At 68.7% G+C, this 13,064-nt stretch carries 11 protein-coding genes; 1 reads left to right on the forward strand and 10 read right to left on the reverse strand.

What is annotated here, in order from left to right; all coding sequences use genetic code 11:
* Positions 1–3: 3 nt before the first annotated feature.
* The 6 genes from ACIBGM_RS04420 to glyA are packed head-to-tail and all read right to left on the reverse strand — an operon-like array spanning position 4 to position 7,635.
* Positions 4–1,374 carry an L-serine ammonia-lyase gene (locus ACIBGM_RS04420; RefSeq protein ID WP_396384467.1) on the reverse strand — a complete coding sequence of 457 codons (1,371 nt, stop codon included), beginning with the start codon at positions 1,372–1,374 and terminating at the stop codon, positions 4–6.
* On the reverse strand, positions 1,374–1,946 hold the full coding sequence (locus ACIBGM_RS04425) for a sarcosine oxidase subunit gamma family protein (RefSeq protein WP_360517561.1): 573 nt from the start codon (positions 1,944–1,946) through the stop codon (positions 1,374–1,376). Before ACIBGM_RS04425 ends, ACIBGM_RS04420 begins: the two co-directional genes overlap by 1 nt.
* Positions 1,939–4,812, reverse strand: a complete 2,874-nt coding sequence (locus tag ACIBGM_RS04430) for a sarcosine oxidase subunit alpha family protein (protein ID WP_396384468.1) — start codon at positions 4,810–4,812, stop codon at positions 1,939–1,941. The genes ACIBGM_RS04425 and ACIBGM_RS04430 overlap by 8 nt, the downstream gene beginning before the upstream one ends.
* A complete protein-coding gene (locus ACIBGM_RS04435) occupies positions 4,809–5,096 on the reverse strand; it encodes a sarcosine oxidase subunit delta (protein WP_396384470.1) in 288 nt (95 codons plus the stop codon). The genes ACIBGM_RS04430 and ACIBGM_RS04435 overlap by 4 nt, the downstream gene beginning before the upstream one ends.
* Before the next feature lie 29 nt (positions 5,097–5,125).
* The gene (locus ACIBGM_RS04440) at positions 5,126–6,349 is read right to left on the reverse strand and encodes a sarcosine oxidase subunit beta family protein (RefSeq protein WP_396384471.1); all 1,224 of its coding nucleotides are present in this window, start codon (positions 6,347–6,349) and stop codon (positions 5,126–5,128) included.
* Positions 6,346–7,635, reverse strand: coding sequence for a serine hydroxymethyltransferase (gene glyA, locus ACIBGM_RS04445; RefSeq protein ID WP_396384472.1), 1,290 nt, complete (start codon positions 7,633–7,635; stop codon positions 6,346–6,348). The genes ACIBGM_RS04440 and glyA overlap by 4 nt, the downstream gene beginning before the upstream one ends.
* Positions 7,636–7,707: 72 nt before the next feature.
* Between glyA and ACIBGM_RS04450 the strand changes: the two genes are divergently transcribed.
* Positions 7,708–8,400 carry a GntR family transcriptional regulator gene (locus ACIBGM_RS04450; RefSeq protein WP_396384473.1) on the forward strand — a complete coding sequence of 231 codons (693 nt, stop codon included), beginning with the start codon at positions 7,708–7,710 and terminating at the stop codon, positions 8,398–8,400.
* 27 nt (positions 8,401–8,427) lie between these two features.
* Here ACIBGM_RS04450 and ACIBGM_RS04455 read toward each other — a convergent pair whose 3' ends face one another.
* From ACIBGM_RS04455 to ACIBGM_RS04470, 4 genes are all read right to left on the reverse strand, one after another.
* Entirely contained in the window at positions 8,428–9,309 is an 882-nt protein-coding gene (locus tag ACIBGM_RS04455) for a glycine betaine ABC transporter substrate-binding protein (RefSeq protein ID WP_396384474.1), read from the reverse strand.
* A gap of 64 nt (positions 9,310–9,373) precedes the next feature.
* On the reverse strand, positions 9,374–10,297 hold the full coding sequence (locus ACIBGM_RS04460) for an ABC transporter permease (RefSeq protein WP_396384475.1): 924 nt from the start codon (positions 10,295–10,297) through the stop codon (positions 9,374–9,376).
* On the reverse strand, positions 10,290–11,315 hold the full coding sequence (locus tag ACIBGM_RS04465; protein WP_360536161.1) for a betaine/proline/choline family ABC transporter ATP-binding protein: 1,026 nt from the start codon (positions 11,313–11,315) through the stop codon (positions 10,290–10,292). Before ACIBGM_RS04465 ends, ACIBGM_RS04460 begins: the two co-directional genes overlap by 8 nt.
* A 269-nt stretch (positions 11,316–11,584) precedes the next feature.
* Positions 11,585–12,892: an MFS transporter gene (locus tag ACIBGM_RS04470; RefSeq protein WP_396384476.1), complete on the reverse strand. Its 1,308-nt coding sequence runs from the start codon at positions 12,890–12,892 to the stop codon at positions 11,585–11,587.
* Positions 12,893–13,064 lie beyond the last annotated feature (172 nt).

A 13,064-nucleotide genomic window follows, 5' to 3' on the forward strand; every position in this document is an offset into this window, starting at 1 on the left:
GATTCAGCACTCGATCACGTTGACTGCGAGGCCGCCGCGGGCGGTCTCCTTGTACTTCGTCTTCATGTCCCGGCCCGTGTCGCGCATGGTCTTGATCGCCTTGTCCAGGCTGACCTTGTGGCTGCCGTCGCCTTTGATGGCGAGCCGTGCGGCGTTGACCGCCTTGACCGAGGCGATCGCGTTCCGCTCGATGCACGGGATCTGCACCAGACCGCCGACCGGGTCGCAGGTGAGGCCGAGGTTGTGCTCGATCCCCACCTCGGCTGCGTTCTCCGCCTGTTCCGGTGTGCCGCCCAGCACCTCACACAGGCCGGCCGCGGCCATCGAACACGCCGAGCCCACTTCGCCCTGGCAGCCGACTTCGGCGCCCGAGATCGAGGCGTTGGTCTTGAACAGCACGCCCACCGCCGCGGCGGTGAGCAGGAAGCGCACGATGCCGTCCTCGTCCGCGCCCGGCACGAACCACACGTAGTAGTGCAGTACGGCGGGGATGATGCCGGCGGCGCCGTTGGTCGGAGCAGTGACGATCCGGCCGCCGGCGGCGTTCTCCTCGTTCACCGCGAGCGCGAACAGGTTGACCCAGTCCATGACGTGCAGCGGGTCCCGGCCCGACGACTCGGAGAGTTCCTGGAACAGTGCAGGTGCCCGGCGCGGGACCTTCAGGCCGCCGGGCAGGACGCCCTCACGATGAAATCCGCGCTCCACGCACTGCGCCATGACAGACCACAGATGCAGCATGCCGTCGCGAATTTCCTGCTCGGAGCGCCAGGCCTGCTCGTTGGCGAGCATGACGTCGCTGATGGACATGCGCTCGCGAGCGCAGATGTCCAGCAGTTCCGCGCCGGTGCTGAAGGGAAACTTGATCGGCGTCTCGTCGGGGACGATCCGGTCGGAGCCTGTGGCCGACCCGTCCACTACGAACCCGCCGCCGACCGAGTAGTACGTCTTCGCGAGCACCTGCGTTCCGAGTGCGTCGTACGCGGTGAAGACCATGCCGTTCGGGTGTGCCGGGAGGCTGCGCCGGCGGTGCATGACCAGATCCTCGTCAAGGTCGAACGGTACGGCGTGAGCGTCGTTCAGCCGCAACCGGCCTTCGGCCCGCAGCCGGTCCAGCCGCAGGTCGGCAAGGTCGGTGTCCACGGTTGCCGGGTCCGCGCCTTCAAGCCCCAAGACGACCGCCTTGGGTGAGCCGTGCCCGTGGCCGGTGGCGCCGAGCGAGCCGAACAGTTCGGCACGCACCCGGGCAACGTTCGGCAGCACGCCGGCTTCGGCGAGCCGGCCGGCGAACGTCTTTGCCGCGCGCATCGGTCCCACGGTGTGCGACGAGGAGGGGCCGATGCCGACGGAGTAGAGGTCGAACGCGGACAGCGCCATCAGCCTGCGTACTCCCGGATCGCGTCCAGCAGCCAGCGGGCGACGTAGTCGGCGAAGCTCGAGCGCGGCAGGAGCCGGTACTGGTTGTCGCCGATCTGCCACAGCAGCACCGGCACTCTGGCCAGAGTGGTGGCGACAGCGTGGCCCGGTCCGAACGAGCGGGGGTGCAGATCTAGTGGGCAGCCCTTCTCGAGGGCAGCGCGTGCCTGTGGTCCCGTGATTTCGATGACCGTCCGGTTCGCCGAGACGTCCAACGCCAGGCCAGGGTCTTCGCCGATGGCAGCCTCGAGCTGGTCGGCCAGCGCGACCGGGTCGTTCCTGGTGACGACGAGCCACTCGTCCGGGCCGAGCCAGAGTGTCTGCCCGCTGGTTTCCCCGCAGTTGGTCGGCAGCGGCGCTCCGAGGACGGCGGCGACGCGCTCGGCGGCCGGTGCGGACGGATCCACCCGCAGGCTGATCATCCCGAGGAAGGGCGTCTCCGACACGCTCACCGTTGCTCCGGCCGAGGCTGCGGCCAGCTGATCGGCAAGGTGCTCCAACGGGCTCCGCCGCAGGTTCGTCAGGTCAGCCATCTCGCTTTGTCCCTTCGGGGTCGTACAACACGGGCGAGGTCACCTCGACCTCGACCAACCGGTCGCCGACCGGTGCCAGTAGCACCTCGCCGAACCGATCGCGGCCGCCCTCGACGAGAGCCAGCCCGAACGGCCTGTTGAGTGCCTCGCTGTGGTAACTCGACGTCACGTGCCCGAGCATCGGCACGGGCCCGTCGACTGCAGTTGCGGGTGCACCGGGCGCGACGAGTTGTGTCCCCTCGGGCAGCCGGGTACTGCGATCTGTCGGCAGCACACCGACGAGGTGCTTGCGGTCGGTGCGAGAGGTGTCCGGGCGGCTGTACGAGCGCCGGCCGACGAAGTCCTTGACCTTCGAGACGACCCACTCCATCCCGGCGTCCTGGGGCGTCACCGTGCCGTCGGTGTCCTGCCCGACGATCGGGTAGCCCTTCTCGGCCCGCAGTACGTGCATCGTCTCGGTCCCGTACGGCGTGATGCCAAGGCCGGCGCCAGCTGCGTGGACCTCCTCCCAGACCGCGCGCCCGTACCAGCCGGCGACGTTGATCTCGAAGGCGAGCTCGCCGGAGAACGAGATCCGGCAGATCCGGGCCGGGATCCCGGATGCGAGCGTGGTCTCCCGAAAGGTCATGAACGGGAAGGCCTCGTTGGAGACGTCGAGCTCCGGAGCCACCTGGGCGACGACCTCGCGGGACTGCGGCCCGACGACTGCAACGGTGGTCCACTGCTCGGTCACCGACGTGCAGACCACGTCGAGTTCGGGCCACTCGGTCTGCAGCCACTCCTCGAGCCAGTCCAGGACCCCCGCGGCACCTCCCGTGGTGGTGGTCAGGAAGTAGCGGTCCTCGGCGAGCCGCAGCGTCACGCCGTCGTCGAACATCATCCCGTCCGGCCTGCACATCACGCCGTACCGGGCCGACCCGACCGGCAGCTTCTTGAAGGCGTTGGTGTAGATCCGGTTCAGGAACTCTCCGGCGTCGCGGCCGCGGACCTCGATCTTGCCGAGAGTGGAGGCGTCCATCATCGCCACGCCGTTGCGGGCGGCCCGGCACTCACGCCGTACCGCGGCGTCCATGTCCTCGCCAGGCTGCGGGTAGTACCAGGGCCGCAGCCATTGGCCGACGATCTCGAACTCCGCGCCGTGCTCGACATGCCAGGAGTGCACCGGCGTGGTCCGCTCGGGGTCGAACAGGTCGCCACGCTCACGTCCGGCGAGGGCTGCGAACGGGATGGGGGAGTACGGCGCCCGGTAGGTGGTGGTGCCGATCTCGCCGAGGTCGGACTCGGCCAGTGCTGCGGCGATCACCCCGATGGCGACGACGCCGGACGTCTTGCCTTGGTCCTGGCCGGTTCCGATGGACGTGTAGCGCTTCACATGTTCCACACTGCGCATGCCCGCGCCGGTGGCTCGCCAGACGTCGGCGACGGTCTGGTCGCGTTGCTGGTCGACGAAGTGCTGGTTCCACTCACCTGGCTCGCCGTCGATGCCCGGCACCAGCCAGACTGGTCGTACTGCTCCGTTCCAGCCGCCTGCGCCCCGGGGTGTCGTCACCTCCGACAGGTAGCCTCGACGTCGTGCCGCCGCAACGCCCGCGACGCCTCCAGCGCCGAGGTTCGCGTTCAGGCTGAACTCGCCGGCTGCGGAGCCGACCACGAACTGGTTGCGTACGGCACCGAAGGGGACGAACGCTGCGATCCGGGCGTTCCAGGTCAGCCGCCCCTGGCGCTGACTGTGCAGGTGCACGACCGGACTCCACCCGCCCGAGACGGCGACCGTGTCGCAGGCGACGGTCGACCGTTCGCCGACGAGCTGTCCCTCGGCGTCGATCGAGCTGATCTCGACCGCGGACACCCGCGGGTCTCCGTGTGTTGCCACCAGGACTGTGCCCAGGTCCACGCGGACGCCAAGCGAAGCGCAGGCGGCGGCGCGGTCTGACGGCGTCGGCCGTGCATCCAGCACTGCGGGCACCTCGACGCCGGCCGCGAGCAGGTCGGCGACGAGTGCGTAGGCGCTGTCGTTGGTCGTCGCGACGACCACCTTGCGACCGGCGGTGACGGCGTACCGGTTCAGGTACGTGCGGACCGCATCCGCGAGCATGACGCCGGGGCGGTCGTTGCCGGCGAAGACGAGCGGCCGCTCGTGGGCACCGGTGGCCAGGATGATCTGGCCGGCCCGGATGTGCCAGAGCCGTTGCCGGGATACGTGAGCCGGGGGCTCGTCGAGGTGGTCGGTCCGTCGTTCGACGGCCAGGACGTAGTTGTCGTCGTAGCTGCCGAAGGCCGTTGTCCGAGGCAACAGGGTGACTTCTGCGGATTCCTCGAGCCGGGCAGTGACCTCGGCCACCCACTCCAGCGCAGGCCGGTCGTCCACGAGCTCCTGGCCGCTGGACAACAGCGATCCACCCAGCTCCGACTGTTCGTCGACAACGAGCACCCGGGCGCCGCCGGCCGCGGCCGCGTCGGCTGCCGCGAGGCCGGCCGGTCCGGCCCCGATCACCAGGACGTCGGTGTGCACGAACTTCTTGTCGTACTGCGCCTGGTCCGGTGCGGGATCGAGATGCCCAAGTCCGGAGAGCGTCTGCGCGCTGAGGCCGTCCACCAGTTCGCGGACAGTCGCGGGCACCATGGGCTCGGAGCAGTCACCACCGATCTGCAGCAGCGCGTTCGGCTCCTCGACGCCGGCCGCGACGATCCCGCGGGGCCGCTTCCGGTAGATGGATGGGCCGACCCCGATCTGTCCGTGCGCCAGCAGCGCGGACGCGATCGTGTCGCCGGGATGGCCGACGTACTCGACGTCGTCGACGATGAACGCGAGCTCCCGGCTGCGGTCGATCCGGCCGCCGACGGGGAGCCTTCGGGACTGCGTCATCGTGCGCCTCCTGGCTGGGCGGGTGGAACCGCGCCGGTGTAGACCGCGTGGACTTCGTGGGTCGCGGTGTCGCGGACGACGTTGAACCATCGGCGGCAGCCGGCGCTGTGTGACCAGCGTTCGGCGAACGGGCCTTTGGGGTTGTCGCGATAGAACAGGTACTCCGCCCATTCCTCGTCAGTCAGCGCAGACGGGTCCTCGGGGTACGGCACGTGGGCCTGGCCGCCGTAGTGATACTCGGTCTCGTCCCGTGGTCCGCACCAGGGACAGGTCAGCAGCAGCATCGGAGGTGCTCCTTCTCGGGCTCTCGGGCTCAGTGGGCGACGCCGGCCGCGCCGTGCTCGTCGACGAGTGCGCCGGTGACGAATCGCTCCAGGCCGAACGGACGGTTCAGTTCGTGCGGCTCGCCGGTGGCCATCGTGTGCGCCATCGCCCAGCCGGCGGCCGGCGTGGCCTTGAAACCGCCGGTGCCCCAGCCCGCGTTGACGTAGAGGTTGTCCACCGGGGTGGCCCCGATGATCGGCGAGGCGTCCGGGGCGACGTCCACGATGCCGCCCCAGGTCCGCAGCAGGTGGGCGCGGGCGAAGATCGGGAAGAGCTCCAGCGCAGCGGCCATCTGGTGCTCGATGACGTGGAAGGACCCGCGTTGCCCGTAGCCGTTGTAGGCGTCCACTCCCGCACCCATGACGAGCTCGCCCTTGTGCGCCTGGGAGACGTAGACGTGGACGTAGTTCGACATCACCACGGTCGGATGGACCGGCTCGTAGAGCTCGGAGACGAGCGCCTGCAACGGGTGCGACTGGACCGGCAGCCGGAAGCCCGCCTTCTCGGCGAGCACGCTGCTGTGACCGGACGCGGCGAGTCCGACGCGGCCGGCGTTGATCCGCCCGCGCGTGGTGTCGACGCCGACGACCCGGTTGCCGTCCTTGACGAACCCGGTGACCTCGCAGTTCTGGATCAGGTCGACGCCGAGCTGATCGCACGCTCGCGCGAAGGCCCAGGCGACGTGGTCGTGCTTGGCGATCCCGGCCCGCGGCTGGAACGTCGCGCCCAGCACCGGGTAGCGCACGTCCGGTGAGACGTTGACGATCGGGCAAACCTTCGCGACCTCGTCGGTCTCGAGCCATTCGGCGTCGACCCCGTTGAGACGGTTCGCGTTCACCCGGCGAGTGCTCTCGCGGACGTCCTGCAGGGTGTGCGCGAGGTTGAGCACGCCGCGCTGGCTGAACAGGAAGTCGTAGTCCAGCTCGGCCGGCAGCTGCTCCCACAGCTTGAGGGCGAACTCGTAGATCGCCGCGCTCTCGTCCCACAGGTAGTTGGACCGGATGATCGTGGTGTTACGGGCCATGTTGCCGCCCGCGAGCCACCCCTTCTCGAGGACGGCGATGTTCGTGATGCCGTGGTTCTTGGCCAGGTAGTAGGCGGTCGCCAGGCCGTGACCACCGCCACCGACGACGACAGCGTCGTACGAGGACTTGAGGTCGGGGTCTCGCCAGAGCCAGGCGGGGTGCTCGGGCAGGTGTGCGGTGGTGGTCATGCGGTGTCCTCCTCGGCGAGGTTCTGGTAGAGGGGGAATTTGCCTGCCAGGGTTTCCACGCGGCCGCGGAGCTCGGCCGCACGGGCGTCGTCGAGCGGGGCGGCCAGTGCGGCGGCGATGATGTCCGCGACCTCCTCGAAGGCCACCCCGTCGAATCCACGGGTCGCCAGCGCCGGCGTGCCGATCCGCAGACCGGACGAGATCATCGGCGGCCGTGGGTCGAACGGAACCGCGTTGCGGTTGACGGTGATCCCGATCGCGTGCAGCCGGTCTTCTGCCTGCTGACCGTCGAGCTCGCTGTTGCGCAGGTCGACCAGCACCAGGTGGACGTCGGTCCCGCCGGTGAGCACCGAGATGCCGGCCGCGGCGACGTCGGCCGCCGACAGCCGGCGGGCCAGGATCTGCGCGCCCTCGAGCGTGCGCTGCTGGCGGTCCCGGAACTCGGCCGCAGCCGCGAGCTTGAACGCCACCGCCTTGGCCGCGATCACGTGCTCCAGCGGGCCACCCTGCTGGCCGGGAAAGACCGCCGAGTTGATCTTCTTCGCCAGCTCGGCCCTGCTTAGGATCACCCCGCCGCGCGGGCCGCCGAGCGTCTTGTGCGTCGTGGTGGTCACGACGTCGGCGTACGGCACCGGGTTCGGGTGCAGGCCGGTGGCGACCAGGCCGGAGAAGTGCGCCATGTCGACCATCAGGTACGCGCCGACCAGGTCCGCGATCCGGCGGAACCCGGCGAAGTCGAGCTGCCGGGGGTAGGCCGACCAGCCGGCCACGATCAGCTTCGGCCGGTGCTCGACGGCCAGCCGCTCGACCTCGGCCATGTCGATCCGGAAGTCGTCGGACGAGACCTGGTAGGCCACGACGTTGTAGAGCTTGCCGGAGAAGTTGATCCGCATCCCGTGCGTGAGGTGGCCGCCGTGCGCCAGGTCGAGGCCCAGGATGGTGTCCCCGGGGTCGAGCAGCGCGAACATCGCGGCCGCGTTCGCCTGCGCGCCGGAGTGCGGCTGCACGTTCGCCGCCTCCGCGCCGAACAGCGCCTTGACCCGGTCGATCGCGAGCTGCTCGACCACGTCGACGTGCTCGCAGCCACCGTAGTACCGGCGCCCCGGATAACCCTCGGCGTACTTGTTCGTCAGCACCGAACCCTGGGCCTGCATGACCGCCCGCGGCGCGAAGTTCTCCGACGCGATCATCTCCAGCGTCGACTGCTGGCGGTGGAGCTCGGCGGTGATGGCGCGGTGGACCTCAGGGTCGAACGCCGCGAGGCCGAGGTCATGGGATGCGGTCACGATGAGGGCCTCCACCCTGGTGCACGATTGAAAACCAACTGATATATCAATTGTTCCGGTAACGTACGTCATATGTCGGAGCACGTCAACACTTCTCACGGTCCGGGCCGCGCCGTCCTGGCGGGGGACGCGGCCGAATCGCTGTCGGACCGCGCCTACCACGAGATCCGCGATCGCCTGGTGATGCTGGATATTCGTCCCGGCAGCCCGATCAACGAGGATCAGCTGGGCGCTGTGCTGGGCATCGGCCGCACTCCGGTCCGGGAGGCCCTGAAGCGGCTCGCCTACGAGCGACTGGTCGTCGCTTATCCGCGGCGCGGCACCTTCGCCACCGACGTCAACATCACCGATCTGGCCCACATCTCCGAGGTGCGTCAGCACCTGGAGCCGATCGCGGCTGCGGGAGCGGCGCGCCGGGCCACCGCACCCGAGCGTGCGTCGCTGCGCGAGTTGGCCGACACGCTTCAGTCGGACGCGACCTCGCGGATGGAGGCGCGCGACCTGATGCGATTGGACCTGCAGGCGCACCGCGCGCTGTACGCGGCGACACACAACCCGTACCTCGAGGACACCTTGGTCCGCTACGACAACCTGGCGAACCGGATCTGGTGCCTGTTCATCCAGCGCCTGCCGGGTATGGCCGGCCATATCAGTGAGCACGGCCCGCTCCTGGAAGCGGTCGTCGCCGGCGACGCGGACGGAGCGGCCGAGCTGGCCCGCAACCATGTCGTCCACTTCGAGCAGGAGGTCCGGGCCCTGCTCTGATCCGGCGACAACCACCTCCGCAGCAAGCTACTTCTTGGCGGTCCAGCCGTCCGCGACCGCCTGGTTCTTGGCGATCCAGTCCTGGACGGCGGTGTCTTCCTTACCTTGACCGGCGTTGGTGATGTCCAGCATGAGCGTGGAGAGCTGGTCCTCGGTCATGTGGAATCCCTTCCACTCGTCCACGACCGCCGAGTTCGCGGCGAAGTCCTTGCTCACGACAACCTTGTAGGTGTCGTTGCCCGGGTAGGCCTTCTTGTCGTCCTGGAGCATGGTGATCGGGTACCGTTCGAAGGCCCAGTGCGGTGTCCACAGCGTCACCGCGATGTTCTGTTTCTGCGCGATCGCCTTGTCCAGCGCGGCCAGCATGGCCGGTGTGCTGCCGTCGATGATCTTGTAGCCGGACAGGTCGTAGGTCTTGGTGGCGTCCTGGCTCGTCTGCCGCATCAGACCGGACCCGGCCTCGATGCCGACGATCTGCCCGCCGAACTGCGCGGACTTCCCCTGCAGGTCGCTGAGCTTCTTCAGGCCCGAGTAGTTCGGCACCGCGATGCCTTGCAGCAAGGTGTCGTACCACTGGCCGACAGTGGTGAAGTCCTTGCCGAACCGGTCCCAGTAGTCCTTGTGCGTGATCGGCACGCCACCGAAGAAGACGTCGAGCTGGCCGTTGGCGACGCCCTGGTACACGGTGGCGACCTCGAGTTGCTGCATCTCGACCTGGTAGCCCTGCTTCTCGAGCAGGTTCTTCCACAGGTAGCTGACGGCGATCACTTCGTCGAACGGCACGTAGCCGATCGTGACGGACTTGTCGTCGCCGCCACCGCCGTTCGAACTGACGGACTGGGCGTTACCGCTGCAGGCGGCAAGCAACAGGGCGACCGCGAGAGCGACCACGGCCGTCAACCGCGGCATGCGCCGCCTTCCGAGGTGGGACATGGGTGTTCCTTTCAGGGGAGTTGGTACGGCGACCGCTCGTTCAGGCGGGGGTCTTCGCGGGGGCGGCGACCGGTTCGGGGTCCGCGGCCGGCTCGGGCGCCGGCGCGGGAGTGCCGGCAGGGGCGCGGCGCGTTCGCCGGCGGCTGCGCTCCCGGGGGAACGCCCCGGTGACGCGGTCCAGGTACATGGCGAGGAAGACCACGGCCAGGCCGCCTTCGAAGCCGACCCCGATGTCGAGCCGGCTGATGCCGGTCACCACCACGGAGCCGAGGCCGCCGGCGCCGACGAGGCCGGCGATGACCACCATGGACAGGGACATCATGATGACCTGGTTGAGGCCGGCCATGATGGACGGGATCGCCAGCGGGAGCTGGACCTGCCGCAGGGTCTGGTTGGGTGTCGCGCCGAACGCGGCGGCCGCCTCCACCATTTCCTTGTCGACCTGCCGGATACCGAGCTCGGTGAGCCGCACCGCCGGCGGGATGGCGAAGATGAATGTGGCGACGACGCCCGGGACGAGTCCGATCCCGAAGAAGAAGACCGCCGGGATCAGGTAGACGAACGCGGGCAGCGTCTGCATGAGGTCGAGCACGGGACGCAGGAAGTGATTGGCCGCGCGACTCCTGGCCGCCCAGATCCCGGCCGGGATCCCGACTCCGACCGCGAGGATCGAAGCCACGATGACGACCGCGAGGCTCTCCATCGCCTGTGTCCACAGCTGCATGCCCTGGATGAGCAGCATGCCGGCGATCGTGAAGACGGCGAGGCCGATGCCGCGGGCCCACAGCGCCAGAGCGGCCGCCGCCGCCGTGACGACGAGTGGGTGCGGCGCGGTGAGGGCCTGCAGGATGATGTCGACGCACCACAACATGACCGCGGAGATCGCGTCGAAGAAGGCCGCGAGGTTCTCGCGCATCCAGTCGACGACCTGCTCGGTGGCGTCTCCCACGGGGATGTCACGCATGGCGACCACCTGCCAAGGCCTGGACGAGGGTGGTGCTGGAGATCTCGCCGACGAGGCGACCGGAGTCGTCCAGGACGCAGACCGGCGTACTGCCCTCGCCGATGAGTGGGAAGATGTCCATCAGCCGGGTGTCCTTGACCACGGTGGCGACGTTCGTCAGGTCCGTGCTCCCCGCCATGACCGCGGGCTCGCGCATGACTCGTTCGGCGGTGACGACGCGGGAGCGGTCGACGTCGGAGACGAAGTCGGCCACGTAGTCGTCGGCCGGGTTGGACAGGATGTCCGATCCGGTGCCGAGCTGGATCAGCTTGCCGTCGCGCATGACCATGATCCGCTCACCGAGGCGCATCGCCTCGTTGAGGTCGTGGGTCACGAACACGATCGTCTTCTTGAGCTGGCTCTGCAGGTCGAGCAGGAGGTCTTGCATGTCCCTGCGGATCAAGGGATCCAGCGCACTGAAGGGCTCGTCCATGAGCAGGATCTCGGCATCGGTGGCCAGCGCCCTGGCCAGCCCGACGCGCTGCCTCATACCGCCGGACAGCGCGGACGGCAGTTCGTCACCCCAGTCCTTCAGGCCGACCCGGTTCAGCGCCCAGTTCGCGCGCTCGACCCGCTCGGCCGTCGGCACGCCGCGGATCTGCAGGCCGTAGGCGACGTTCTCCAGCAGCGTGCGGTGCGGAAAGATCGCGAAGTGCTGGAAGACCATGTTGACGGTGTTGTTCCGGAGGCGGCGGAGCTCGCGGGGAGCGGCGGAGCTGATCTCGACACCGTCCACGGTCACGGTCCCGGCGGTCGGCTCGACCAGCCGGTTGAGCATTCTGAGCAGCGTCGACTTACCTGATCCGGACAGGCCCATGATGACGAACAGTTCGCCGCGGGCCACTTCGAACGAGACCGAGTCGACCGCCGGCCGCCGCCCAGGGTCACGTGGCTTGGCTCGGCCCCAGGAGCGCTCCCGCTCGGCCTGATAGACCTTCGTCAGGTCCTGCACCTCGATCATCGTCGGTGGCGATGCCATCTCGTTCTCCCTGTCGTTCCCTCGGTACGGCGCACGCACTCGGGCGGTTGCTGCACGGTCCTGGCGGCGCGGGGCGGGCTCGCCGGCACTCGGCACATCACTGGAACGTCGTCGGACCTGTGATGCGGGTCTCAGGGCAAGACCATAGGATGTGATCACAGATCTCACAAGCGTTCACCGCGGTTTCTTTTAGATTGGTCCGTTGCAGCGCGGGCAGGCGTGCGAACGGCCCCGACCCCAGAGAGGGGCGGGGCCGTTGTGGCGCCCGGCTAGTGCGAGTACACCGCGGCTGTCTCGCTGAGGCTCTTGCCCTTCGTCTCCGGGGCCAGCCACTGGGACAACGCGGCGCCGAGGGCCGCGATGCCGGCTGCGATCAGCATGCTCGGGCCGATCCCGAGGGCTGACATCGACACCGGCAGCAGGAACGTGCCGAGGCCGGCGCCGATCCGGCTGACGGCGGCCGCGAAGCCGGTCCCGATCCCGCGGACCTCGGTCGGGAAGACCTCTCCCGGGTAGACGCTCGTCAGCGTGTTGTACATCGCGTTGAAGAACGAGAAGACCAGGAACAACGCGAGTACGACGAACGGCGGCGCGCCTGCCCAGAGGGCGATGACCGCGAGAAGAACAGTGCACAGCCACTGCGGTGGGACGGTGAGAGCCCGGCGGCCGACCTTGTCGATCAGCAGGACGGTGACGACGACGCCTGCCAGAGCGAGTGCGGAGAGCGCGACTCCGCCGGTGAGGTTCCCGCTGAGGCCGTACTTCTCGAGCACGCTGTCGGCGAAGGTGGCGATCGCGAAGTACGGCGTGACCGCGCAGAACCAGAAGCCCGAGGTGAACAGCGTCGCCCGCCAGTTCTGGGCGGAGAACAGGCTCATCAGACTCCCGTTGGCCGCCTGCTGGTGGGACTCTTCCCGCTTGACGTCGGCCACATCTGCCGAGCTCTCCATATACCGGCCCGCGATGTCGAGAGCTTCCCTCCGGCGCCCCTTGTTCAGCAACCAGTGTGGCGACTCGGGCAGACCGAGCCGGGCGATGAACAGGATCACCGCGATCAACGTGCTCGATCCCAGGATGGGTCGCCAGCCCAGGTCGGTCGACGTGATCAGCACGTGGCCCACGATGAAGGCGACCATGAAGCCCGCGTACCAGGCGACCACGGTGGCGCCGAGCAGCCGGCCGCGGAGGCGGGCGGGGGAGAACTCCGACATCAGCGGCCAGCCGATGGAGTACTCACCGCCGATGGCGACGCCCATCAGCAACCGGACGACGAACAGCTGTACGGCGGAGTCGACGAAGAACTGCGCCGACGAGACGGCGAACTGGAGTGCCGAAGCGCAGACGAACAATCCCATGTCCACGAGGAACATCGGTTTGCGGCCCCATTTGTCGGTCGCCCAGCCGCCGAGCGGCGAACCGATGAAGATGCCGAACAGCGGGGCGGCGGCGATCAGGCCGACCCACATCGCCGACAGGTGCAGGTCGGCCTCCATCTCGCCGGCCACCGGACCGATCACGCCGAGGATGTACCCGTCGAGGAACATCCCACCGAGCAGGACGCCGGTCAGCCTTCGCATGAAGCGGCGCTTGAACGCCGCGTCGCTGTGGGGCGAACTTTCAGCTTTGTTGTCCAGAGATGCCATCGTTCACTCCCGTCGTCGGACTTGCCCGGCAGCGTGCAACCGGCACGGAAAGGGCGTCCAGAGTTCAGGAGAGCTCAGCGGTTCGAGTCAGAAGTTCGTGACCGGC

It is taken from the genome of Kribbella sp. NPDC050470 (assembly GCF_044458365.1).
Lineage (GTDB): Bacteria > Actinomycetota > Actinomycetes > Propionibacteriales > Kribbellaceae > Kribbella.

What these genes read in the sequence shown, in the direction of transcription:
- ACIBGM_RS04420 (WP_396384467.1), bottom strand. Translation starts at nt 1,374, where the DNA reads ATGGCGCTGTCCGCGTTCGACCTCTACTCCGTCGGCATCGGCCCCTCC.
- ACIBGM_RS04425 (WP_360517561.1), bottom strand. Translation starts at nt 1,946, where the DNA reads ATGGCTGACCTGACGAACCTGCGGCGGAGCCCGTTGGAGCACCTTGCC.
- ACIBGM_RS04430 (WP_396384468.1), bottom strand. Translation starts at nt 4,812, where the DNA reads ATGACGCAGTCCCGAAGGCTCCCCGTCGGCGGCCGGATCGACCGCAGC.
- ACIBGM_RS04435 (WP_396384470.1), bottom strand. Translation starts at nt 5,096, where the DNA reads ATGCTGCTGCTGACCTGTCCCTGGTGCGGACCACGGGACGAGACCGAG.
- ACIBGM_RS04440 (WP_396384471.1), bottom strand. Translation starts at nt 6,349, where the DNA reads ATGACCACCACCGCACACCTGCCCGAGCACCCCGCCTGGCTCTGGCGA.
- ACIBGM_RS04450 (WP_396384473.1), top strand. Translation starts at nt 7,708, where the DNA reads ATGTCGGAGCACGTCAACACTTCTCACGGTCCGGGCCGCGCCGTCCTG.
- ACIBGM_RS04455 (WP_396384474.1), bottom strand. Translation starts at nt 9,309, where the DNA reads ATGCCGCGGTTGACGGCCGTGGTCGCTCTCGCGGTCGCCCTGTTGCTT.
- ACIBGM_RS04460 (WP_396384475.1), bottom strand. Translation starts at nt 10,297, where the DNA reads ATGCGTGACATCCCCGTGGGAGACGCCACCGAGCAGGTCGTCGACTGG.
- ACIBGM_RS04465 (WP_360536161.1), bottom strand. Translation starts at nt 11,315, where the DNA reads ATGGCATCGCCACCGACGATGATCGAGGTGCAGGACCTGACGAAGGTC.
- ACIBGM_RS04470 (WP_396384476.1), bottom strand. Translation starts at nt 12,892, where the DNA reads ATGCGAAGGCTGACCGGCGTCCTGCTCGGTGGGATGTTCCTCGACGGG.